Source organism: Bradyrhizobium tunisiense (assembly GCF_042263385.1).
In the GTDB taxonomy this organism is placed as follows: domain Bacteria; phylum Pseudomonadota; class Alphaproteobacteria; order Rhizobiales; family Xanthobacteraceae; genus Bradyrhizobium; species Bradyrhizobium tunisiense.
In genome coordinates, this window is record NZ_JBHLEV010000008.1 from 142,345 (window position 1) to 163,432 (window position 21,088).

The window sequence follows — 21,088 nt, forward strand, 5'->3', positions numbered from 1 at the left end:
CCAGGTCCATGTCTCGTCGCCACTCAGCGGAAAAGCGCGAAGTCCTTCCCGATCCGAAGTTCGGGAACATCATCGTCACGAAGTTCATGAACTCGGTGATGTACGCCGGCAAGAAGTCGGTCGCCGAAGGCATCGTCTACGGTGCGTTCGGTATCATCGAAACCAAGACCAAGCAGAACCCGCTCGGCGTGTTCGAGCAGGCACTCGAGAACGTCATGCCGACGATCGAAGTGCGCTCCCGCCGCGTCGGCGGCGCGACCTACCAGGTCCCGGTCGAGGTTCGTTCGACCCGCCGTCAGGCGCTGGGCATCCGCTGGCTGATCTCCGCTGCGCGCGAGCGCAACGAGAAGACCATGACCGAGCGGCTGTCGGCGGAGCTCCTGGACGCGTCGAACAACCGGGGCAACGCCGTCAAGAAGCGCGAAGACGTGCACCGGATGGCGGAAGCCAACCGCGCCTTCTCGCACTATCGCTGGTAACGGCGAAACACGGAATCTAAGGAACACCCCATGCCCCGCGTTCATGCCATAGAGAATTACCGCAACTTCGGTATCATGGCGCATATCGATGCCGGCAAGACGACGACGACCGAGCGCATCCTCTATTACACCGGCAAGAGCCACAAGATCGGCGAAGTGCACGAAGGTGCCGCGACGATGGACTGGATGGAGCAGGAGCAGGAGCGTGGCATCACGATCACTTCGGCCGCGACCACCGCGTTCTGGGCCGGCAAGCGTCTGAACATCATCGACACCCCCGGCCACGTCGACTTCACCATCGAAGTCGAGCGTTCGCTGCGCGTGCTCGACGGCGCCGTCTGCGTGCTCGATTCCAACCAGGGCGTCGAGCCCCAGACCGAGACCGTCTGGCGCCAGGGCGACAAGTACAAGGTTCCGCGCATCGTCTTCGCCAACAAGATGGACAAGACCGGCGCCGACTTCTTCAAGTGCCTGGCCGACATCGTCGACCGCCTCGGTGCCAAGCCGATCGCGATCCAGCTTCCGATCGGCGCCGAGAACAACTTCAAGGGTCTCGTCGACCTCGTGAAGATGCAGGGCATCATCTGGAACGATGAATCGCTCGGCGCGAAGTTCGACTATGTCGACATTCCCGAGGATCTCGTCGAGCAGGCCAAGGAATACCGCGAGAAGATGGTGGAAGCCGCCGTCGAGCTCGACGACGACGCCATGGCCGCCTATCTCGACGGCAAGGAGCCGGACGAAGAGACGCTGAAGCGGCTGATCCGCAAGGCTGTTCTGACCGGCGCTTTCTATCCCGTGCTGTGCGGCTCGGCCTTCAAGAACAAGGGCGTGCAGCCGCTGCTCGACGCCGTCGTCGACTATCTGCCGTCGCCGATCGACGTGCCCGCGATCAAGGGCACCGACGACCACGGCAACGAGGTCGTGCGCAAGGCGGACGACAAGGAGCCGCTCGCGCTGCTCGCGTTCAAGATCATGGACGACCCGTTCGTCGGCACCATCACCTTCTGCCGCATCTACTCCGGCGTTCTGCAGAGCGGCACCGGCGTCGTGAACTCGACCCGCGAGAAGAAGGAGCGCATCGGGCGCATGCTCCTGATGCATGCGAACAACCGCGAAGACATCAAGGAAGCCTATGCCGGCGACATCGTCGCGCTGGCCGGCCTGAAGGAAGCGCGCACCGGTGACACGCTGTGTGATCCCGACAAGCAGGTGATCCTGGAGAAGATGGAATTCCCCGAGCCGGTCATCGAGATCGCGATCGAGCCGAAGTCCAAGGCTGACCAGGAAAAGCTGGGCGTGGCACTGGCCAAGCTCGCCGCGGAAGATCCGTCCTTCCGCGTCTCGACCGACCAAGAGTCCGGCCAGACCATCCTCAAGGGCATGGGCGAACTCCATCTCGACATCAAGGTCGACATCCTCAGGCGTACCTACAAGGTCGACGCCAACATCGGCGCGCCGCAGGTTGCGTTCCGTGAGCGCGTCACCAAGAAGGCCGAGGTCAAGTACACCCACAAGAAGCAGACCGGCGGTACCGGTCAGTTCGCGGAAGTGTCGATCGTGGTCGAGCCGAACGAGCCCGGCAAGGGCTACGAGTTCGAGTCCAAGATCGTCGGTGGTGCGGTTCCGAAGGAATACATCCCCGGCGTCGAAAAGGGCCTCAACAGCGTGATGAGCTCCGGCGTGGTCGCGGGCTTCCCCGTGGTCGACGTCAAGGTTCAGCTCGTCGACGGCAAGTACCATGACGTCGACTCGTCGGCGCTCGCCTTCGAAATCGCATCGCGCGCGGCATTCCGCGAAGCCTTGCAGAAGGGCAAGTCCGTCCTGCTCGAGCCGATCATGAAGGTCGAAGTGGTGACCCCGGAAGACTACACCGGCTCGGTCATCGGCGACCTGAATTCCCGGCGCGGTCAGATCCAGGGGCAGGACATGCGCGGCAACGCCAACGTCATCAACGCGATGGTGCCGCTCATGAACATGTTCGGTTACGTGAATAACCTGCGCTCGATGAGCCAGGGTCGCGCAACCTTCACCATGCAGTTCGACCACTACGCAGAAGCGCCGGCCAATGTGTCGGCAGAAGTCCAGAAGAAGTTTGCCTGATTGTCGTCGGTCACGAACTGACGATTGAACGGAGAGTCAAATGGCCAAAGCAAAGTTTGAACGTAACAAGCCGCACTGCAACATCGGCACCATCGGTCACGTCGACCACGGCAAGACGTCGCTGACCGCGGCGATCACCAAGGTTCTCGCCGAAGCAGGCGGTGCGACGTTCACCGCGTACGACCAGATCGACAAGGCGCCGGAAGAGAAGGCGCGCGGCATCACCATCTCGACCGCGCACGTCGAGTACGAGACGCCGAACCGCCACTACGCCCACGTCGACTGCCCCGGCCACGCCGACTACGTGAAGAACATGATCACCGGCGCCGCCCAGATGGACGGTGCGATCCTGGTCGTGTCGGCCGCCGACGGCCCGATGCCGCAGACCCGCGAGCACATCCTGCTCGCCCGCCAGGTCGGCGTGCCCGCGCTGGTCGTGTTCCTGAACAAGTGCGACATGGTCGACGATCCGGAACTGCTCGAGCTCGTCGAGCTCGAAGTCCGCGAACTGCTCTCGAAGTACGACTTCCCGGGCGACAAGATCCCGATCATCAAGGGTTCGGCGCTCGCCGCTCTCGAAGATTCCGACAAGAAGCTCGGCCACGACGCCATCCTCGAGCTGATGAAGAACGTCGACGAGTACATCCCGCAGCCGGAGCGTCCGATCGACCAGCCGTTCCTGATGCCGGTTGAAGACGTGTTCTCGATCTCGGGCCGCGGCACCGTCGTGACCGGCCGTGTCGAGCGCGGCATCGTCAAGGTCGGCGAGGAAATCGAGATCGTCGGTCTGCGTGCGACCCAGAAGACGACCGTCACCGGCGTCGAAATGTTCCGCAAGCTGCTCGACCAGGGCCAGGCCGGCGACAACATCGGTGCGCTGCTCCGCGGCACCAAGCGCGAAGACGTCGAGCGCGGCCAGGTGCTGTGCAAGCCGGGTTCGGTCAAGCCGCACACCAAGTTCAAGGCTGAGGCTTACATCCTCACCAAGGAGGAGGGCGGTCGCCACACCCCGTTCTTCACCAACTACCGTCCGCAGTTCTACTTCCGCACCACCGACGTGACCGGTGTCGTGCATCTGCCGGAAGGCACCGAGATGGTGATGCCGGGCGACAACATCGCGATGGAAGTGCACCTGATCGTGCCGATCGCGATGGAAGAGAAGCTCCGCTTCGCGATCCGCGAAGGTGGCCGCACCGTCGGCGCCGGCGTCGTCGCCTCGATCATCGAGTAATTACGAGAATAGGGATCGGCGAATAGCGAGTGGTGACATTCGCTATTCGCTATTCGCCACCCACTGAAGAAAGACCACGGCAATGAACGGCCAAAACATTCGTATCCGTCTCAAGGCGTTCGACCATCGTATCCTCGATACGTCGACCCGCGAGATCGTGAACACGGCGAAGCGCACCGGCGCGCAGGTCCGCGGACCCATTCCGCTGCCCACCCGCATCGAGAAGTTCACCGTCAACCGTTCGCCGCACGTCGACAAGAAGAGCCGCGAGCAGTTCGAGATGCGCACTCACAAGCGCCTGCTCGACATCGTCGATCCGACCCCGCAGACCGTCGATGCTTTGATGAAGCTCGACCTGGCCGCCGGTGTCGACGTCGAGATCAAGCTCTAAGATTTTTGGATCCCGTTCGCGCAAGCGGACAGAAAGAACAGGAAGCAAGCCGATGCGCTCCGGAGTGATCGCACAAAAGGTCGGGATGACGCGGGTCTTTACAGAGGCCGGCGAACATATCCCCGTGACCGTGCTGAAGCTCGGCAATTGCCAGGTCGTAGGCCACCGTACCGAAGAGAAGAACGGTTACGTCGCGCTCCAGCTTGGTTCTGGCAGCCGGAAGACCGTTTACATGCCCAAGGCGGAGCGCGGCCAGTTCGCGGTCGCCAAGGTCGAGCCGAAGCGGCAGGTCGAGGAATTCCGCGTCACCGCGGATGCCATGATCCCCGTCGGCGCCGAGATCCTTGCCGACCACTTCGTCGTCGGCCAGTTCGTCGACGTCACCGGCACGTCGGTCGGTAAAGGCTTCGCCGGCGGCATGAAGCGCTGGAACTTCGGCGGTCTGCGCGCCACCCACGGCGTCTCGGTCTCGCACCGCTCGATCGGTTCGACCGGTGGCCGTCAGGACCCCGGCAAGACCTGGAAGAACAAGAAGATGCCCGGCCACATGGGTGTCGACCGCATCACCACGCTCAACCTTCGCGTCGTTCAGCTCGATGTCGAGCGCGGCCTGATCCTCGTCGAAGGCGCCGTTCCCGGCTCCAAGGGCGGCTGGATTCGCGTGCGCGACGCCGTCAAGAAGCCGCTGCCGAAGGAAGCTCCGAAGCCCGGCAAGTTCAAGGTTGCGGGTGGCGAAGCCGAGGCTGCGGCCCAGCAGGAGGGTGCGTGAGATGGAATTGAAGGTCACCACCCTCGAAGGTAAGGAAGCCGGCTCGGTCCAGCTGTCCGACGCCATTTTCGGCCTCGAGCCGCGCCAGGACATCATTGCGCGTTGCGTGCAGTGGCAGCTCAACAAGCGCCAGGCCGGCACGCACAAGGCCAAGGGCCGCGCCGAGATCTGGCGCACCGGCAAGAAGATGTACAAGCAGAAGGGCACCGGCGGTGCTCGTCACGGTTCGGCCCGCGTGCCGCAGTTCCGCGGCGGTGGTCGTGCCTTCGGTCCGGTGGTGCGTTCGCACGCCACCGACCTGCCGAAGAAGGTTCGCGCACTCGCGCTGAAGCATGCGCTCTCGGCCAAGGCCAAGGACGGCGATCTCGTCGTGATCGAGAAAGCCGCGCTGGAAGCCGCCAAGACCAAGGCGCTGCTCGGTCACTTCTCGGGCCTGGGTCTGACCAACGCGCTGATCATCGACGGTGCCGAGCTCAACAACGGCTTCGCCGCGGCGGCCCGCAACATCCCGAACATGGACGTGCTGCCGATCCAGGGCATCAATGTCTACGACATCCTGCGCCGTCAGAAGCTCGTTCTGACCAAGGCCGCCATCGATGCGCTGGAGGCGCGCTTCAAATGACGAAGAACATCGAGGCTCGCCACTACGACGTGATCGTCTCGCCGGTCGTGACCGAAAAGGCGACGATCGCCTCCGAGCACAACAAGGTGCTGTTCAAGGTGGCCGCGAAGGCGACCAAGCCGCAGATCAAGGAAGCGATCGAGAAGCTGTTCGACGTCAAGGTCAAGAGCGTCAACACGTTGGTCCGCAAGGGCAAGACCAAGATCTTCCGCGGCCATCTCGGCTCGCAGTCGAACACCAAGCGCGCGATCGTGACCCTCGAAGAGGGCCACCGGATCGACGTCACCACCGGTCTGTAAGGTCGTACGACGATGGCACTGAAGACATTCAATCCTACGACGCCGGGCCAGCGCCAGCTGGTCATGGTCGATCGTTCGGCCCTGTACAAGGGCAAGCCGGTTAAGGCGCTCACCGAGGGCAAGCACTCCTCGGGCGGTCGTAACAACACCGGTCGCATTACCGTGCGCTTCCGCGGCGGTGGTCACAAGAAGACGCTGCGCACCGTGGATTTCAAGCGCGAGAAGATCGACGTTCCGGCGACCGTCGAGCGTCTCGAGTACGATCCGAACCGCACCGGCTTCATCGCGCTGATCAAGTATCAGGACGGCGAGCAAGCCTACATCCTGGCGCCGCAGCGCCTGGCCGTGGGTGACACCATCATCGCCGGCAACTACGTCGACGTGAAGCCGGGCAACGTCATGCCGCTCGGCAACATGCCGGTCGGCACCATCATCCACAACATCGAGGTCAAGATCGGGAAGGGCGGCCAGCTCGCCCGTTCGGCGGGCACCTACGCCCAGCTCGTCGGCCGCGATCAGGACTACGTGATCATCCGCCTGAATTCGGGCGAGCAGCGCCTGGTGCACGGCCGTTGTCGCGGCACGATCGGCGCGGTGTCGAACCCGGATCACATGAACACCTCGATCGGCAAGGCCGGCCGTAACCGTTGGCTGGGCCGCAAGCCGCATAACCGCGGTGTCTCGATGAACCCGATCGACCATCCGCACGGCGGTGGTGAAGGTCGTACCTCGGGCGGCCGCCACCCGGTCACCCCGTGGGGCAAGCCGACAAAGGGCAAGAAGACCCGTACCAACAAGTCGACCAACAAATTCATTCTCCTAAGCCGCCACAAGCGGAAGAAGTAAGGAACGCCGGACATGGTTCGTTCAGTCTGGAAAGGCCCGTTCGTCGAGGGTTCTCTGCTCAAGAAGGCAGATGCCGCCCGCGCGTCCGGCCGTCACGACGTCATCAAGATCTGGAGCCGTCGCTCGACGATCCTGCCGCAGTTCGTCGGCCTGACCTTCGGCGTCTACAACGGTCAGAAGCACGTGCCGGTGGCCGTCAACGAGGAAATGGTCGGTCACAAGTTCGGCGAGTTCTCGCCGACCCGGACCTTCCATGGCCACTCCGGCGACAAGAAAGCCAAGAAGGCTTGAGGATTGAACGATGAGCAAACCTAAGCGCGAACGGAGCCTCGCCGAGAACGAGGCCAAGGCGGTCGCCCGGATGCTGCGGGTGAGCCCGCAGAAGCTCAACCTGGTCGCCCAGCTCATTCGCGGCCGGAAGGCGGCTGCTGCGCTCGCCGATCTGCAGTTTTCGCGCAAGCGGATCGCGGTGGACGTGAAGAAGTGCCTGGAATCGGCTATCGCCAACGCCGAGAACAACCACGACCTCGACGTCGATGATCTCGTCGTGGCGCAGGCCTTCGTCGGCAACGGCCTCGTGATGAAGCGCTTCGCCGCTCGCGGCCGTGGCCGCTCGGGCCGTGTCTACAAACCATTTTCGCAGCTGACGATCATCGTTCGTCAGGTCGAAGCCGAAGCAGCCGCTTAAGGGCGCAGGAGAACACGATGGGTCAAAAGATCAATCCGATCGGTCTGCGTCTCGGCATCAACCGTACCTGGGATTCCCGCTGGTTCGCCGGCAAGCAGGAATACGGCAAGCTGCTGCACGAGGACGTCAAGATCCGTGAGATCCTGCACAAGGAGCTCAAGCAGGCGGCCGTCGCCCGCATCGTGATCGAGCGTCCGCACAAGAAGTGCCGCGTCACCATCCACTCGGCCCGTCCGGGCGTGGTGATCGGCAAGAAGGGCGCGGACATCGACAAGCTGCGCAAGAAGGTCGCGGACATCACCTCGTCCGACGTCGTCATCAACATCGTCGAAATCCGCAAGCCGGAGCTCGATGCGACGCTGGTGGCCGAGTCGATCGCGCAGCAGCTGGAGCGCCGCGTGGCGTTCCGCCGCGCCATGAAGCGCGCCGTGCAGTCGGCGATGCGTCTCGGCGCGGAAGGCATCCGCATCAACTGCTCGGGCCGTCTGGGCGGTGCGGAAATCGCGCGCATGGAGTGGTACCGCGAGGGTCGCGTGCCGCTGCACACGCTGCGTGCCGACATCGACTACGGCGTTGCGACCGCGTTCACGACCTTCGGCACCTGCGGCGTCAAGGTCTGGATCTTCAAGGGCGAGATCCTCGAGCACGATCCGATGGCCCAGGACAAGAGAATGGCCGAAGGCGAGACCAGCGGTGGTGGTGATCGCGGTGGCCGTGGGCGCCGTGACAACGCTGCGGCCTGATCCGCACTGAGAATTTGAGGGCTTGAAGCCATGATGCAACCTAAGAAAACGAAGTTCCGGAAGGCGCATAAGGGCCGCATCCACGGCGTTGCGTCTTCGGGCGCGACGTTGGCGTTCGGCCAATTCGGCCTGAAGGCGACCGAGCCTGAGCGCGTCACCGCGCGCCAGATCGAGGCCGCCCGCCGCGCGCTGACCCGCCACATGAAGCGTGCCGGCCGCGTCTGGATTCGCGTGTTCCCGGACGTTCCGGTGTCGAAGAAGCCGGCCGAAGTCCGCATGGGCTCCGGCAAGGGTTCGCCGGAATTGTGGGTCGCGCGCGTCAAGCCGGGCCGGGTGCTGTTCGAGATCGACGGCGTCAACACCCAGACGGCGCGTGAGGCGCTGACCCTGGCGGCCGCCAAGCTGCCGATCAAGACGCGCTTCGTCGAGCGCATTGCGGAGTAATGGCCATGGCCCAGATGAAGATCGAAGACATCCGCGCGATGAGCCCCGACCAGCAGGATGACGCCGTCCTGAACCTGAAGAAGGAGCGCTTCAATCTGCGCTTCCAGCGCGCCACCGGGCAGCTCGAGAACACCTCGCGCCTGCGCGAGGCCCGCCGTGACATCGCCCGGATCAAGACCGTCGCCGCGCAGACGCGCGCGAAGAAGAAGTAAGAGGCTTACGAAGATGCCGAAACGTACTTTGCAGGGCGTGGTCGTCAGCGACAAGCAGGCCAAGACCATCGTGGTGCGCGTTGATCGCCGCTTCACGCACCCGATCTACAAGAAGACGATCCGCCGTTCGAAGAACTACCACGCGCACGACGAGAGCAACGAGTTCAAGCCGGGCGACATGGTGTGGATCGAGGAATCGAAGCCGATTTCGAAGTTGAAGCGCTGGGTCGTGATCCGGGGCGAACACAAGAAAAGCGCCTGATCTGTTGGCTTTAGCCGACTGACTTCAGGGAAATGTTGAGCGCCGGCTGGGCTGGCGCAAATAGAAGAGGACGAGGTGCATCAATGATTCAGATGCAGACCAACCTCGACGTGGCCGATAATTCTGGCGCACGCCGTGTCATGTGTATCAAGGTGCTCGGGGGCTCCAAGCGCCGCTACGCCACGATCGGCGACATCATCGTCGTTTCGATCAAGGAAGCGATTCCGCGTGGCAAGGTGAAAAAGGGGGACGTGATGAAGGCCGTCGTGGTGCGCGTCCGCAAGGACATTCGCCGCGCCGACGGTTCGGTCATCCGCTTCGACCGCAACGCCGCCGTCCTGATCAACAACCAGTCCGAGCCGGTCGGCACCCGTATCTTCGGGCCCGTGCCGCGCGAGCTGCGCGCGAAGAACCACATGAAGATCATCTCGCTCGCGCCGGAGGTGCTGTGATGGCTGCGAAGATCCGCAAGGGCGACAAGGTCGTCGTGCTGACCGGTCGCGACAAGGGCCGCACCGGCGAAGTGTTCGAAGTGCGTCCCGACGCCGGCACGGCGCTCGTGCGCGGCATCAACATGGTCAAGCGTCACCAGAAGCAGACGCAGGCCCAGGAGGGCGGCATCATCTCGAAGGAGTCGCCGATCCAACTGTCCAACATCGCGTATGTCGGCAAGGACGGAAAGCCGACCCGCGTCGGATTCAAGATTCTGGCGGACGGCAAGAAGGTCCGCATCGCCAAGAGCTCGGGAGCTGAGATCGATGGCTGAGGCCGCTTACACCCCGCGCCTGCGCGCGGAATACGATGCGAAGATCCGCACGGCCATGACCGAGAAGTTCGGTTATGAGAACGTCATGCAGGTTCCTCGCCTGGACAAGGTCGTGCTGAACATGGGCGTTGGCGATTCCGTCAACGACCGCAAGAAGGCCGAGACCGCTGCTGCCGAGCTGACCCAGATCGCCGGCCAGAAGGCGATCGTGACCTATTCGCGTATCGCGATCGCGACCTTCAAGCTGCGCGAGAACCAGCCGATCGGCTGCAAGGTCACGCTGCGCAAGGCCCACATGTACGAGTTCATCGATCGCCTGGTGACGGTCGCGCTGCCGCGCGTCCGCGACTTCCGCGGCCTGAACCCGAAGAGCTTCGACGGCCGCGGCAACTACTCGCTCGGCATCAAGGAGCACATCATTTTCCCCGAGATCGACTTCGACAAGGTCACCGAAGCCCGCGGCATGGACATCACCGTCTGCACCACGGCCAAGACCGACGAAGAGGCGAGGGCCTTGTTGACCGCTTTCAATTTCCCGTTCCGGCAGTGAGACGCTGACCTAAAAGCCTCTCAAACGCGGATACCCAGGAGCCAAGCATGGCAAAGAAGAGTTCAGTCGAGAAGAACAACCGGCGCAAGCGGATGGCGAAGAACGCCGCCCCGAAGCGCGCGCGGTTGAAGGCGATCATCGCCGACAAGACGCTGCCGATGGAGGAGCGGTTCGCCGCGACCCTGAAGCTTGCAGAGATGCCGCGCAATTCGTCGGCGACCCGCATCCGCCTGCGTTGCGAGCTGTCGGGCCGGCCGCGCTCGAACTACCGCAAGAACAAGCTGTCCCGTATCGCGCTGCGCGAACTTGGCTCCAAGGGCATGGTCCCGGGCCTCGTGAAGTCCAGCTGGTAAGGAGGGTCGTTTAGATGTCTACGCACGATCCAATCAGCGATCTGATCACCCGTATCCGCAACGCGCAGATGCGCTCCAAGAACAAGGTCTCCACGCCTGGCTCGAAGATGCGCGAGAACGTGCTCGAGGTCCTCAAGAGCGAGGGCTACATCCGTGGTTACGCCACGCTCGAGCATTCCTCAGGCCGCAGCGAGATCGAGATCGAGCTGAAGTATTTCGACGGCGAGCCCGTCATCCGCGAGATCGAACGTGTCTCCAAGCCCGGGCGTCGCGTTTACGCCTCGGTGAAGAACCTGCCGCGTGTGAACAACGGACTCGGCATTTCCGTGTTGTCGACGCCGAAGGGGATCATGGCCGACCACAGTGCGCGTGAAGCGAACGTGGGCGGTGAAGTTCTCTTCACGGTGTTCTGAGAAGGATTTTTGATCCATGTCACGAGTTGGCAAAAGGCCTATTCCGGTTCCGTCGGGTGTGACCGCGACCGTCGATGGGCAGACCGTCAAGATGAAGGGTCCGAAGGGTCAGCTTCAGTTCGTCGTCCATGACGACGTCGAGGTGAAGCTCGAGAACGGCCAGGTGAAGGTGAATCCGCGGGTCGAGACCAACCGCGCGCGCGCGCTGTACGGTACCGCTCGCGCCCAGGTCGCGAATCTGGTCGAAGGCGTCACCAAGGGCTTCGAGAAGAAGCTCGAAATCACCGGCGTCGGTTACCGCGCCGCGATGCAGGGCAAGAACCTGCAGCTCGCGCTCGGCTACAGCCACGACGTGGTCTACGCGATCCCGGAAGGGATCACGATCACCGTGCCGAAGCCGACCGAAATCACCGTGACAGGCAGCGACATCCAGCGTGTCGGCCAGGTCGCCGCCGAGATTCGCTCCTATCGTCCGCCGGAGCCCTACAAGGGCAAGGGCGTGAAGTATGTTGGCGAATTCATCTTCCGCAAGGAAGGCAAGAAGAAGTAACGGAGCCGGTCATGTCGAAAGCCAAGGTTACGAATGCCCGGCGCAAGCGGAGTGTGCGGCTGAAGCTGCGCCGTTCCGGTGGTGGTCGTCCGCGTCTGTCGGTGTTCCGCTCGTCCAAGCACATCTATGCCCAGGTCATCGACGACCTGAAGGGCGAGACGCTGGCCTCTGCCTCGTCGCTCGAGAAGTCGATGCGCGACGGCGGCAAGACCGGCGCCGACATCGATGCGGCGAAGGCGGTCGGCAAGCTGCTGGCCGAGCGCGCCGCCGAGAAGGGCGTCAAGGAAGTCGTGTTCGATCGCGGCAGCTACCTCTATCACGGGCGCGTCAAGGCTCTTGCCGATGCGGCGCGTGAGAGCGGGCTGAACTTCTAACGGAATTTGAGGATTGAGGCGTAAGCCTCTGAAGGATTGGAAAAATGGCAGAACGCGAACAACGTGGTGGACGCGATCAACGCGGCGGACGTGACCGTCAGCAGCGCGAGGAGCGCGACAGCGAGTTCGTCGACAAGCTGGTCCACATCAACCGCGTGGCCAAGGTCGTCAAGGGCGGTAAGCGCTTCGGTTTCGCCGCGCTGGTCGTGATCGGCGATCAGAAGGGCCGCGCCGGCTTCGGTCACGGCAAGGCGCGCGAAGTGCCTGAAGCGATCCGCAAGGCCACCGAGTCCGCCAAGCGCAACCTGACCCGCGTGTCGCTGCGCGAGGGCCGCACCCTCCATCACGACATCGCCGGCCGTCATGGCGCGGGCCGTGTCTACCTGCGTGCAGCTCCGGCCGGTACCGGGATCATCGCCGGCGGTCCGATGCGCGCCGTGTTCGAGACGCTCGGCGTCCAGGACGTGGTGGCGAAGTCGATCGGCTCGTCGAACCCGTACAACATGGTGCGCGCGACCTTCGACGCGCTGAAGCATCAGGATTCGCCGCGTTCGGTCGCAGCCCGCCGCAACATCAAGGTGTCCACCCTCCAGTCGCGCCGTATCGGTGGCGATGCCGAGGCGGCTGCCGACTAACGGAAGCTTTCGGAGTAGACTCCCATGGCCAAGGCCGTAAAGACGATCAAGCTCGAGCAGACCGGCAGCGCGATCCGCCGCCATCACTCGCAGCGCTCGACGCTGATCGGGCTCAAGCTCAACAAGATCGGCCGCACCAGCGAACTGCCCGATACCCCGGCGGTCCGCGGCATGATCGAGAAGGTTCACCATCTCGTCCGCATCGTCGACGAGAAGTAAGCAAAGGCGCATGATCCCGAAGAGCGGGCACCGTTCCTCGGCGAAGATCATGCGCAAGACACAAGGAGAAGGGCGATGAAGCTCAGCGATATCGCCGACAACGCCGGCTCGCGCAAGAAGCGTATGCGCGTCGGCCGCGGCATCGGTTCGGGCAAGGGCAAGCAGTCCGGCCGCGGCGGCAAGGGCCAGACCGCGCGTTCGGGCGTGCGCATCAAGGGTTTCGAAGGCGGTCAGATGCCGATGCATCGCCGTCTGCCCAAGCGCGGCTTCAACAACATCTTCCGCGTCGAGTTCGCCGAGATCAATCTCGACCGGCTCCAGGAAGCGGTCGATGCCAAGAAGATCGACGCCGGCAGTGTCGTGAACGTCGAGGCCCTGGTGAAGGGCGGCGTGCTGCGCCGCGCCAAGGCCGGCCTGCGGCTGCTCGGCCGCGGCGAGCTGAAGTCCAAGCTCAACATCGAAGTGCACGGCGCCACCAAGACCGCGATCGCCGCGGTCGAGAAGGCCGGCGGCTCGGTGAAGATCCTCGCCCCTGCCAAGGAAGAAGGCGAGGCGGCGTAACAACTGCGTCATCGGCCCGCAGCTCGCGGGCCTTTACGCATGCGGAACGTGGACTTATCGAAGCCGAGCCCCAGATAATGTCCGGCGTCCGCGAGAGTAGCCCGGCCGCGGGCATGACGGCGCAATAGGCGGCGGGAGAAAGTCCAAGATGGCCTCTGCAGCGGAACAACTGGCAGCCAATCTCAATTTCGGCGCGTTTGCCAAGGCCGACGAACTGAAGAAGCGCATCTGGTTCACCCTGGGTGCGCTGCTCGTTTATCGGCTCGGGACCTACATTCCGCTGCCCGGCATCGACCCGAGCGCCTGGGAACAGGTGTTCCGCTCGCAGGCCGGCGGCATCCTCGGCATGTTCAACATGTTTGCCGGCGGTGGCATCAACCGCATGGCGATCTTCGCGCTGAACATCATGCCGTACATTTCGGCCTCGATCATCATCCAGCTTCTCACCACCGTCTCGCCGCAGCTCGAGGCGCTGAAGAAGGAAGGCGAAGCCGGCCGCAAGACGCTGAATCAGTATACCCGCTTTCTCACGGTGATTCTGGCCGCGTTCCAGTCCTACGGCATTGCGGTAGGACTTCAGGGCGCCGGCAATGTCGTCAGCGAACCCGGATTGTTCTTCCTGCTCTCGACCTCTGTCACGCTGACCGGCGGCACCATGTTCCTGATGTGGCTGGGTGAGCAGATCACCTCGCGCGGCATCGGCAACGGCATCTCGCTGATCATTCTCGCCGGCATCGTCGCCGAGCTTCCCGCCGCGCTCGCGGGCATGCTCGAACTCGGCCGTCAGGGCGCGATGTCGACCGGCCTGATTCTGGTCGTCATCATCATGGCGGTCGCCGTGATCGCCTTCATCGTCTTCATGGAGCGCGCGCAGCGCCGCCTCCTGATCCAGTATCCGAAGCGCCAGGTCGGCAACAAGATGTTCGAGGGCCAGTCCTCGCATCTGCCGCTCAAGCTCAACACCTCCGGCGTGATCCCGCCGATCTTCGCATCCTCGCTGCTGCTGCTGCCGACCACGGTTGCCAACTTCAATGCGGGCAGCGGGCCGGAATGGTTCCAGTGGATCACCACCCAGCTCGGCCACGGCCGTCCGCTGTTCCTGATCATGTATCTGGCGCTGATCGTGTTCTTCGCCTTCTTCTACACCGCGATCGTGTTCAACCCGACCGAGACCGCGGACAATCTGAAGAAGCACGGCGGCTTCATACCGGGCATCCGTCCCGGCGAGCGCACCGCGGAATATATCGACTACGTGCTCTCGCGCGTCACGGTGCTAGGTGCGATCTATCTGGCGATCGTCTGCTTGATCCCGGAGATCCTGATCTCCTACGCCTCGGTGCCTTTCTACTTCGGCGGCACCTCGCTGCTGATCGTCGTCAGCGTGACCATGGACACGGTGGCGCAGGTGCAGGGTTATCTGCTGGCGCATCAGTACGAAGGCCTGATCCGCAAGTCGAAGCTGCGCGGCCGCCGTAGATGAGCAGGGAGCTCGCGCGCCGGATCGCTTTCACGATTGGCGCGCTGCTCCTTTTCAGGCTCGGCACACAGATCCCGATCCCGGGGCTGGATGCTTCTCGCCTGGCGTCGTTGCCCGGCTTCAACGACCGCCTGTCGCTCTTTTCGCTCGGCCTCATTCCCTATCTGACCGCGGCGATCTTTCTCCGGTTGCTGTCCGTGGTGTGGCGCGGCCTGAGTTCGCTCGAGCGGTCGGGCGATGCGGGCCGGCGCAAGCTCGTCCGTGTCACGCTCGGCCTCACGCTGGCTCTTGCTGCCTTTCAGGCGTACGGCATCGCGTCCACGCTGATTTCCTTTCCCGAGCTCGTCAGGAATCCCGACGGTTGGTTCGTGATGACCGCCACGGCCTCGATGGTTGGTGGTGTCTTCCTGCTGGTGTGGCTGAGCGAGCAGATCACCCGCTACGGGATCGGCAACGGCCTGGCGCTGATCTTGAGCGTCGGCATGCTCGTCTCCCTGCCGCGAGACGTCGCCGGCATCGCCGATGTCGTGCGGAGCGGGGCGCTCTCGGGCAATCTCGTGTTCATCCACGCCGTGTTCTGGGTCGTGACCGTCGCCGTGATCGTGCTTGTCGAAGGCGCACGGCGAAATATCAGGGTCGAGTTCGGGGCGCGCGATGTCGGCGCGCGGCAATTGCCGGGGCGCGATGCCGTGCTGCCGATCAAGCTCAACAGCGCCGGATTCCTGATTCCGGTCACCGTTGCGCCGTGGACTTTCTTTCTGCCGCTTGCCTTTGCCGGCTTCGTCCTGGGCGGCGATCATCCGCTGGTCGTCGCGGCGTACCGGCATCTCCAACTGGGCCAGCCGGCGCACATGATCCTGGTGTCGATCGCCGTATTCCTGCTCGCCTTCGTCTACACCGCCTACGTTGTCGATCCCGAGCACACGGCCAAATCCCTGGCGCAGCATGACGGCACAATTCCCGGTGTGGCGCCTGGCGAAGCTACGGCCGGCTATCTCGATCGCGTCGTATCATTGACGACGGTCGTCGGAGCCGTCTACCTGACGGCATTGCAGTTGATTCCGCAGGTGTTCGACCTTTACGGGATCGGTCTGCCTTATAGTATGATCGTCAATGGTGGTGCGGCGCTGGTTGTGGTTTGCACCGCTCTTGATATCAAAACACAGGTGCGCGACGTATCGCTCACCAATCCGGGGGGCGTACGCCGATGAGAATTATACTTCTGGGACCGCCGGGGTCGGGCAAGGGGACCCAGGCGCAGCTCTTGGTGCAGCGCTATGGCATCGTCCAGCTCTCCACTGGCGAGATGCTGCGTGCGGCGGTTGCCGCGGGGACGCCGGTCGGGCTGAAGGCCAAGGAGATCATGGCCAGCGGCGGCCTCGTGCCCGACGAGGTCGTGGTCGGAATCATCTCCGACCGGATCGACCAGCCGGACGCCAAGAACGGTTTCATCCTCGACGGCTTCCCGCGCACCGTGCCGCAGGCCGAGGCGCTGGACGAGTTGCTCAAGCACAAGCATCTCAAGCTGGACGCCGTGATCGAGCTTCGCGTCAACGAGAGCGCGCTTCTGAGTCGTGTCGAGACCCGCGTTGCCCAGATGCGGGAGCGCGGAGAAGAGGTCCGGCTCGACGACACCCCGGAAGTTCTGACCAAGCGCTTGGCCAGCTACCGGAATCAGACGGAACCGCTGATTCACTACTATTCCGAGCGGCGGAAGCTTTCGACCATCGACGGTATGATGGCCATCGACGAGGTCACCCGCGCCATCCATCGCCAGCTGCTGGCACTGGGGGCGGTCGAGCCCAAGACCCGGGCCAAGAGCGCGGCCAAGGCTGCGCCGGCCAAGAAGGCCAGGGCGGGAAAGACGGTGGCCGGGAAAGCAGCCAAAAAGGCGAAAACGGCCAAAAAGAGCGCCAAATCGGCCAAAAAGGCTGTGAAGGGCCCCAAGAAGGCGGCCAGGAAGGCCGGCAAGAAGACCGTCAAGAAAGCGGTGAAAAAGGCAGCCAAGAAGGCCCACAAAAAGGGTGCCAGGAAGGCTGCAAAAAAGGTCACGAAAAAGCGAGCCAAACGCTAGCAGCGGTTGACGAAAGCCCCTGGAATCCCCTAATAAGCCCCGCATCCAAGTCGGATAGTTTCAGACGATGCCGGGCCCCAGGAAGACCGGGGGTGGGCGTCGTGTTCGCGTTTGTGAACACCTGCCCGAGAACACAAGCACTTAAGCCCGATCCTGACGAGGATCGGCGACAGGAGAGAAGGCCTTGGCCCGTATTGCCGGCGTGAACATTCCCACCAACAAGCGCGTGCTGATCGCGCTCCAGTACATCCACGGCATCGGTCAGAAGATCGCCGGCGAGATCCTGGAGAAGGTGAAGATCCCCGTGGATCGTCGCGTCAATCAGCTCAGCGATGCCGAAGTGCTCCAGATCCGCGAAGTGATCGACCGCGACTATCTCGTCGAGGGCGACCTGCGCCGCGAGGTCGGCATCAACATCAAGCGTCTGATGGACCTCGGCTGCTATCGCGGCCTGCGTCATCGCCGCGGTCTGCCGGTGCGCGGCCAGCGCACCCACACCAATGCGCGTACGCGCAAGGGTCCGGCGAAGGCCATCGCCGGCAAGAAGAAGTAAACTGGCGAATTCGCAGTAGCGAGTGGCGAGTAGGGACGTCTCCCTATTCGCCACTCGCTACCGCTATTCGCTTCCACAGGTGTAGCCGCTGGCATTACGGCGGCGTTCGAGATCTCCAGGAAAGGTACTCAATGGGCAAGGAAGCCACCCGCGTTCGTCGTCGTGAGCGCAAGAACATCGCCTCCGGCGTCGCGCATGTGAACTCGTCGTTCAACAACACGACCATCACCATCACCGACGCGCAGGGCAACACGATTGCCTGGTCCTCCGCCGGCACGATGGGCTTCAAGGGCTCGCGCAAGTCGACCCCCTACGCCGCGCAGGTTGCCGCCGAGGACGTGTCCAAGAAGGCGCAGGAGCACGGCATGCGCACGCTGGAAGTCGAAGTTGCCGGTCCCGGTTCGGGCCGTGAATCGGCGCTCCGCGCGCTCCAGGCCGCAGGCTTCACCGTCACCTCGATCCGTGACGTGACCACGATCCCGCACAACGGTTGCCGTCCCCGCAAGCGTCGGCGCGTTTGATACGAAATTGCGGGCGCATCGGCGCCCGCGATTGTTTTTTGCAAAGCCGCGGGAATCTGCGGCCTTTCTCCAACGCCAGTATCTGCAATCGCAGTATGACTGGCCTGTATGGGTGAAACAGTGACGATCCAGAAAAATTGGCAAGAACTGATTCGACCGAACAAGCTCCAGGTCACGCCGGGCAGCGATTCGAACCGCTTCGCGACCATCGTCGCCGAGCCGCTCGAGCGCGGCTTCGGCCAGACCCTCGGCAACGCGCTGCGCCGCATCCTGCTCTCCTCGCTCCAGGGCGCGGCGGTGCAGTCGGTGCACATCGACGGCGTCCTGCACGAGTTCTCCTCGATCGCGGGCGTCCGTGAGGACGTCACCGACATCGTGCTCAACATCAAGGACATCTCGATCAAGATGCAGGGCGAGGGCCCCAAGCGCATGGTCGTGAAGAAGTCCGGCCCGGGCGTCGTCACCGCCGGCGACATCCAGACTGTCGGCGACGTCGTGGTGCTCAACCCGGACCTGCAGATCTGCACCCTCGACGAGGGCGCCGAGATTCGCATGGAGTTCACGGTCGCGACCGGCAAGGGCTACGTGCCCGCCGAGCGCAACCGCCCCGAGGATGCGCCGATCGGCCTGATCCCGGTCGACAGCCTGTACTCGCCGGTTCGCAAGGTCTCCTACAAGGTCGAGAACACCCGCGAGGGCCAGATCCTCGACTACGACAAGCTGACCATGACGATCGAGACCAACGGTGCGATCTCGCCGGATGACTCGGTGGCTTACGCTGCCCGCATCCTGCAGGATCAGCTCAACGTGTTCGTCAACTTCGAAGAGCCGCGCAAGGAAGTCGCCCAGGAGATCATCCCGGACCTCGCCTTCAACCCGGCCTTCCTCAAGAAGGTGGACGAGCTCGAGCTGTCGGTGCGTTCGGCCAACTGCTTGAAGAACGACAACATCGTCTACATCGGCGATCTCGTGCAGAAGAGCGAGGCGGAGATGCTCCGCACCCCGAACTTCGGCCGCAAGTCGCTGAACGAGATCAAGGAAGTGCTGGCCCAGATGGGTCTGCATCTCGGCATGGAAGTGCCGGGCTGGCCGCCGGAGAACATCGACGAGCTCGCCAAGCGCTTCGAAGATCATTACTGAGCATTCGTCATTCCGGGGCGGCTCGCAGAGCCGAACCCGGAATGACGAGATTCCGGATCGTCGCTTCGCGCCGTCCGGAATGACTGACAGGGCGAACGCAGGAAGCCCACCTGAAAACCAGTCGCTGAACCACCGCGACACAATCGAAAAAGGACTACACACATGCGTCACGGCAAGGTTCATCGGAAACTCAACCGCACGGCCGAGCATCGCCGCGCAATGTTCGCCAACATGTGCGCCGCGCTGATCAAGCACGAGCAGATCGTCACCACGCTGCCCAAGGCCAAGGAGCTTCGTCCGATCGTCGAGAAGCTCGTCACCCTCGGCAAGAAGGGTGGCCTCGCCATGCGCCGCCAGGCGATCTCCGAGATGCGCGACAAGGACCAGGTCAAGAAGCTGTTCGACGTCTTGGCGCCCCGCTACAAGGATCGCCAGGGCGGCTACACCCGCATCATCAAGGCTGGCTTCCGCTACGGCGATAATGCCGCGATGGCCGTGATCGAGTTCGTCGATCGCGACGTCGATGCCAAGGGCCAGGATTCGGGTCCGGTGCAGGAAAAGGAAGCCGAGGCGGCGTAAGCCACTCAGCATATGAATTGAAAACGGCGCCTCGGGCGCCGTTTTTGTTTCCGGTACAGGTCGATTCCCCCGCGGGACTATTCTTCCTTGATCCCCGCCTTTTGCGCGATCGCCTTCATTTCAACGGTCTCCTTGCCGATGGCGCCCGGCCAATCGCTGTAACGCGCGAAGCCGGGCTCGAAGCCGACCTTGGCGAAGCGCTCGGCTACGGAGGGATTGTTGATCGTCCCCTCCAGGGTCGACGAGAGCTTGTCGTGAATGGCCGGCGGCAGGCCCTTGGGAGCGACGACGGCGCCCCATGAGGCGAAATCGATGTTGCCGTAGCCGAGCTCGGCGAGCGTCGGCGCGTCGGGCAGGAAAGGCGTGCGCTTGCCCGAGAACACCGCGAGCACCTTGACGGTGCCGGCCTCGATCTGCGGCTTGACGGCGATCACCGTGTCGACGTGGTACTGGATGTGCTTGCCGATCAGGTCGTTCATTGCCGGCGCGCTGCCCTTGTAGGGCAGGTGGACCATCTTGATCCCGGCGGCCGATTTGAACAGCTCACCGGCAAAATGCGACACGGTCGCCACGCCAAAGGACGCGAGCGACAGCTTGTCGGGATTGGCCTTCGCCTCGGCGACGAGCGCAGCCACGTCCTTGATCGGGTTGTCCTTGTAGGTGACCAGCACCAGCGTGATCTTGCCGACCTGGCCGAGCGGCTCGAAATCCTTCGCCGCGTCGTACGGCACACTTTCCTTCACGGCCGCCGGCAGCGTGAAGCTCGAGTTCGAGCTGAAGAACAGGGTGTATCCGTCGGGCGCCGCGCGCGCGACTTCCTTGGCCGCGATCGTGGTGCCGCCGCCGGGACGGTTCATGATGAGCACGGGCTTGCCGAGCCGCGTCTCCAGTTCGCCGCCGATGATGCGCGCGACCACGTCAGAGGCGCCGCCCGGCGGAAAGGGGACGATCAATTGCAACGATTTTTCCGGATAGACTGCTTGCGCCGGCGCGAGCGAATTGCCGCCCATCAGGCCGAGAAACCCGAGCGCAACAGTGAGGGCGGTTCTCTTCATCGCTTGGTCCTTCCGTGTTCGCATGAGCAACGATGTTCGGATCTGGCTTAGCAATAATCATTCCACCTGCGGACGAGCCGGAGGCGTGAGAACCAAATTGCTGCCGGAACAGCGCCCGATCGTCTCACTGATTGGTGAGCGCCGATTGCGGCGAAGTCCACCGCGTCCGATATCCCCGT

32 protein-coding genes are annotated in these 21,088 nt (G+C 63.3%); 31 read left to right on the forward strand and 1 reads right to left on the reverse strand.

Annotation, left to right across the window (positions count from 1 at the left end; translation table 11 throughout):
* Positions 1–8: 8 nt before the first annotated feature.
* The 31 genes from rpsG to rplQ all read left to right on the forward strand — a co-directional run bounded on the left by rpsG (position 9) and on the right by rplQ (position 19,854).
* Positions 9–479: a 30S ribosomal protein S7 gene (rpsG, locus tag ACFDR6_RS28535; protein WP_027520967.1), complete on the forward strand. Its 471-nt coding sequence runs from the start codon at positions 9–11 to the stop codon at positions 477–479.
* A gap of 30 nt (positions 480–509) precedes the next feature.
* Positions 510–2,582 carry an elongation factor G gene (gene fusA / locus ACFDR6_RS28540; RefSeq protein ID WP_212092206.1) on the forward strand — a complete coding sequence of 691 codons (2,073 nt, stop codon included), beginning with the start codon at positions 510–512 and terminating at the stop codon, positions 2,580–2,582.
* A gap of 40 nt (positions 2,583–2,622) precedes the next feature.
* Positions 2,623–3,813, forward strand: a complete 1,191-nt coding sequence (gene tuf, locus ACFDR6_RS28545; protein WP_008136415.1) for an elongation factor Tu — start codon at positions 2,623–2,625, stop codon at positions 3,811–3,813.
* 82 nt (positions 3,814–3,895) lie between these two features.
* A complete protein-coding gene (rpsJ, locus tag ACFDR6_RS28550; protein ID WP_002712302.1) occupies positions 3,896–4,204 on the forward strand; it encodes a 30S ribosomal protein S10 in 309 nt (102 codons plus the stop codon).
* Positions 4,205–4,256: 52 nt separating this feature from the next.
* Positions 4,257–4,973 (forward strand): 50S ribosomal protein L3, encoded by a 717-nt coding sequence (gene rplC, locus ACFDR6_RS28555; RefSeq protein ID WP_028141005.1) that lies wholly within the window; start codon positions 4,257–4,259, stop codon positions 4,971–4,973.
* A gap of 1 nt (position 4,974) precedes the next feature.
* Complete coding sequence (gene rplD, locus ACFDR6_RS28560) at positions 4,975–5,595, forward strand: 50S ribosomal protein L4 (protein WP_212092205.1); 621 nt, start codon at positions 4,975–4,977, stop codon at positions 5,593–5,595.
* Positions 5,592–5,894 (forward strand): 50S ribosomal protein L23, encoded by a 303-nt coding sequence (locus tag ACFDR6_RS28565; RefSeq protein ID WP_212092204.1) that lies wholly within the window; start codon positions 5,592–5,594, stop codon positions 5,892–5,894. Before rplD ends, ACFDR6_RS28565 begins: the two co-directional genes overlap by 4 nt.
* Positions 5,895–5,906: 12 nt before the next feature.
* Positions 5,907–6,740 carry a 50S ribosomal protein L2 gene (gene rplB / locus ACFDR6_RS28570; RefSeq protein ID WP_018322265.1) on the forward strand — a complete coding sequence of 278 codons (834 nt, stop codon included), beginning with the start codon at positions 5,907–5,909 and terminating at the stop codon, positions 6,738–6,740.
* Positions 6,741–6,752: 12 nt separating this feature from the next.
* Entirely contained in the window at positions 6,753–7,031 is a 279-nt protein-coding gene (gene rpsS, locus ACFDR6_RS28575) for a 30S ribosomal protein S19 (protein WP_008136357.1), read from the forward strand.
* Positions 7,032–7,041: 10 nt separating this feature from the next.
* The gene (gene rplV, locus ACFDR6_RS28580) at positions 7,042–7,428 is read left to right on the forward strand and encodes a 50S ribosomal protein L22 (RefSeq protein WP_008136353.1); all 387 of its coding nucleotides are present in this window, start codon (positions 7,042–7,044) and stop codon (positions 7,426–7,428) included.
* A 17-nt stretch (positions 7,429–7,445) separates the two neighbouring features.
* Positions 7,446–8,171 (forward strand): 30S ribosomal protein S3, encoded by a 726-nt coding sequence (rpsC, locus tag ACFDR6_RS28585; protein WP_129268065.1) that lies wholly within the window; start codon positions 7,446–7,448, stop codon positions 8,169–8,171.
* Positions 8,172–8,201: 30 nt separating this feature from the next.
* Entirely contained in the window at positions 8,202–8,615 is a 414-nt protein-coding gene (rplP, locus tag ACFDR6_RS28590; protein WP_008136349.1) for a 50S ribosomal protein L16, read from the forward strand.
* A 5-nt stretch (positions 8,616–8,620) separates the two neighbouring features.
* A complete protein-coding gene (rpmC, locus tag ACFDR6_RS28595) occupies positions 8,621–8,827 on the forward strand; it encodes a 50S ribosomal protein L29 (RefSeq protein ID WP_026202715.1) in 207 nt (68 codons plus the stop codon).
* A gap of 13 nt (positions 8,828–8,840) precedes the next feature.
* Positions 8,841–9,089, forward strand: a complete 249-nt coding sequence (gene rpsQ / locus ACFDR6_RS28600; protein WP_007603028.1) for a 30S ribosomal protein S17 — start codon at positions 8,841–8,843, stop codon at positions 9,087–9,089.
* A gap of 83 nt (positions 9,090–9,172) precedes the next feature.
* A complete protein-coding gene (rplN, locus tag ACFDR6_RS28605) occupies positions 9,173–9,541 on the forward strand; it encodes a 50S ribosomal protein L14 (protein WP_007603030.1) in 369 nt (122 codons plus the stop codon).
* The gene (gene rplX / locus ACFDR6_RS28610) at positions 9,541–9,855 is read left to right on the forward strand and encodes a 50S ribosomal protein L24 (protein ID WP_007603031.1); all 315 of its coding nucleotides are present in this window, start codon (positions 9,541–9,543) and stop codon (positions 9,853–9,855) included. The genes rplN and rplX overlap by 1 nt, the downstream gene beginning before the upstream one ends.
* Positions 9,848–10,405 carry a 50S ribosomal protein L5 gene (rplE, locus tag ACFDR6_RS28615; RefSeq protein ID WP_018322267.1) on the forward strand — a complete coding sequence of 186 codons (558 nt, stop codon included), beginning with the start codon at positions 9,848–9,850 and terminating at the stop codon, positions 10,403–10,405. Before rplX ends, rplE begins: the two co-directional genes overlap by 8 nt.
* A gap of 47 nt (positions 10,406–10,452) precedes the next feature.
* On the forward strand, positions 10,453–10,758 hold the full coding sequence (rpsN, locus tag ACFDR6_RS28620) for a 30S ribosomal protein S14 (protein WP_212092203.1): 306 nt from the start codon (positions 10,453–10,455) through the stop codon (positions 10,756–10,758).
* A 14-nt stretch (positions 10,759–10,772) separates the two neighbouring features.
* Positions 10,773–11,171: a 30S ribosomal protein S8 gene (rpsH, locus tag ACFDR6_RS28625; protein WP_007603034.1), complete on the forward strand. Its 399-nt coding sequence runs from the start codon at positions 10,773–10,775 to the stop codon at positions 11,169–11,171.
* 16 nt (positions 11,172–11,187) lie between these two features.
* Positions 11,188–11,721: a 50S ribosomal protein L6 gene (gene rplF / locus ACFDR6_RS28630; protein ID WP_212092202.1), complete on the forward strand. Its 534-nt coding sequence runs from the start codon at positions 11,188–11,190 to the stop codon at positions 11,719–11,721.
* An 11-nt stretch (positions 11,722–11,732) separates the two neighbouring features.
* Positions 11,733–12,095: a 50S ribosomal protein L18 gene (rplR, locus tag ACFDR6_RS28635; protein WP_027520949.1), complete on the forward strand. Its 363-nt coding sequence runs from the start codon at positions 11,733–11,735 to the stop codon at positions 12,093–12,095.
* Between the two features lie 44 nt (positions 12,096–12,139).
* On the forward strand, positions 12,140–12,730 hold the full coding sequence (rpsE, locus tag ACFDR6_RS28640; protein WP_015685409.1) for a 30S ribosomal protein S5: 591 nt from the start codon (positions 12,140–12,142) through the stop codon (positions 12,728–12,730).
* Between the two features lie 24 nt (positions 12,731–12,754).
* Positions 12,755–12,949 (forward strand): 50S ribosomal protein L30, encoded by a 195-nt coding sequence (rpmD, locus tag ACFDR6_RS28645; protein WP_375860313.1) that lies wholly within the window; start codon positions 12,755–12,757, stop codon positions 12,947–12,949.
* Positions 12,950–13,024: 75 nt separating this feature from the next.
* Positions 13,025–13,510, forward strand: a complete 486-nt coding sequence (rplO, locus tag ACFDR6_RS28650) for a 50S ribosomal protein L15 (RefSeq protein ID WP_018322273.1) — start codon at positions 13,025–13,027, stop codon at positions 13,508–13,510.
* A gap of 148 nt (positions 13,511–13,658) precedes the next feature.
* Positions 13,659–14,990 (forward strand): preprotein translocase subunit SecY, encoded by a 1,332-nt coding sequence (gene secY, locus ACFDR6_RS28655; protein WP_212092201.1) that lies wholly within the window; start codon positions 13,659–13,661, stop codon positions 14,988–14,990.
* Positions 14,987–16,198, forward strand: coding sequence for a preprotein translocase subunit SecY (locus tag ACFDR6_RS28660; protein ID WP_375848725.1), 1,212 nt, complete (start codon positions 14,987–14,989; stop codon positions 16,196–16,198). The genes secY and ACFDR6_RS28660 overlap by 4 nt, the downstream gene beginning before the upstream one ends.
* Positions 16,195–17,061, forward strand: coding sequence for an adenylate kinase (locus tag ACFDR6_RS28665; protein ID WP_212092199.1), 867 nt, complete (start codon positions 16,195–16,197; stop codon positions 17,059–17,061). Before ACFDR6_RS28660 ends, ACFDR6_RS28665 begins: the two co-directional genes overlap by 4 nt.
* A 184-nt stretch (positions 17,062–17,245) precedes the next feature.
* Positions 17,246–17,614 carry a 30S ribosomal protein S13 gene (gene rpsM / locus ACFDR6_RS28670; RefSeq protein WP_008549231.1) on the forward strand — a complete coding sequence of 123 codons (369 nt, stop codon included), beginning with the start codon at positions 17,246–17,248 and terminating at the stop codon, positions 17,612–17,614.
* Between the two features lie 131 nt (positions 17,615–17,745).
* Positions 17,746–18,135, forward strand: a complete 390-nt coding sequence (gene rpsK, locus ACFDR6_RS28675; protein ID WP_007603045.1) for a 30S ribosomal protein S11 — start codon at positions 17,746–17,748, stop codon at positions 18,133–18,135.
* A gap of 108 nt (positions 18,136–18,243) precedes the next feature.
* Entirely contained in the window at positions 18,244–19,275 is a 1,032-nt protein-coding gene (locus ACFDR6_RS28680) for a DNA-directed RNA polymerase subunit alpha (protein WP_063195091.1), read from the forward strand.
* A gap of 162 nt (positions 19,276–19,437) precedes the next feature.
* Positions 19,438–19,854, forward strand: a complete 417-nt coding sequence (gene rplQ, locus ACFDR6_RS28685) for a 50S ribosomal protein L17 (protein WP_018322277.1) — start codon at positions 19,438–19,440, stop codon at positions 19,852–19,854.
* 77 nt (positions 19,855–19,931) lie between these two features.
* Here the strand turns inward: rplQ and ACFDR6_RS28690 are convergent, their stop codons facing one another.
* On the reverse strand, positions 19,932–20,909 hold the full coding sequence (locus ACFDR6_RS28690; protein ID WP_375860314.1) for a Bug family tripartite tricarboxylate transporter substrate binding protein: 978 nt from the start codon (positions 20,907–20,909) through the stop codon (positions 19,932–19,934).
* Positions 20,910–21,088: the final 179 nt, after the last annotated feature.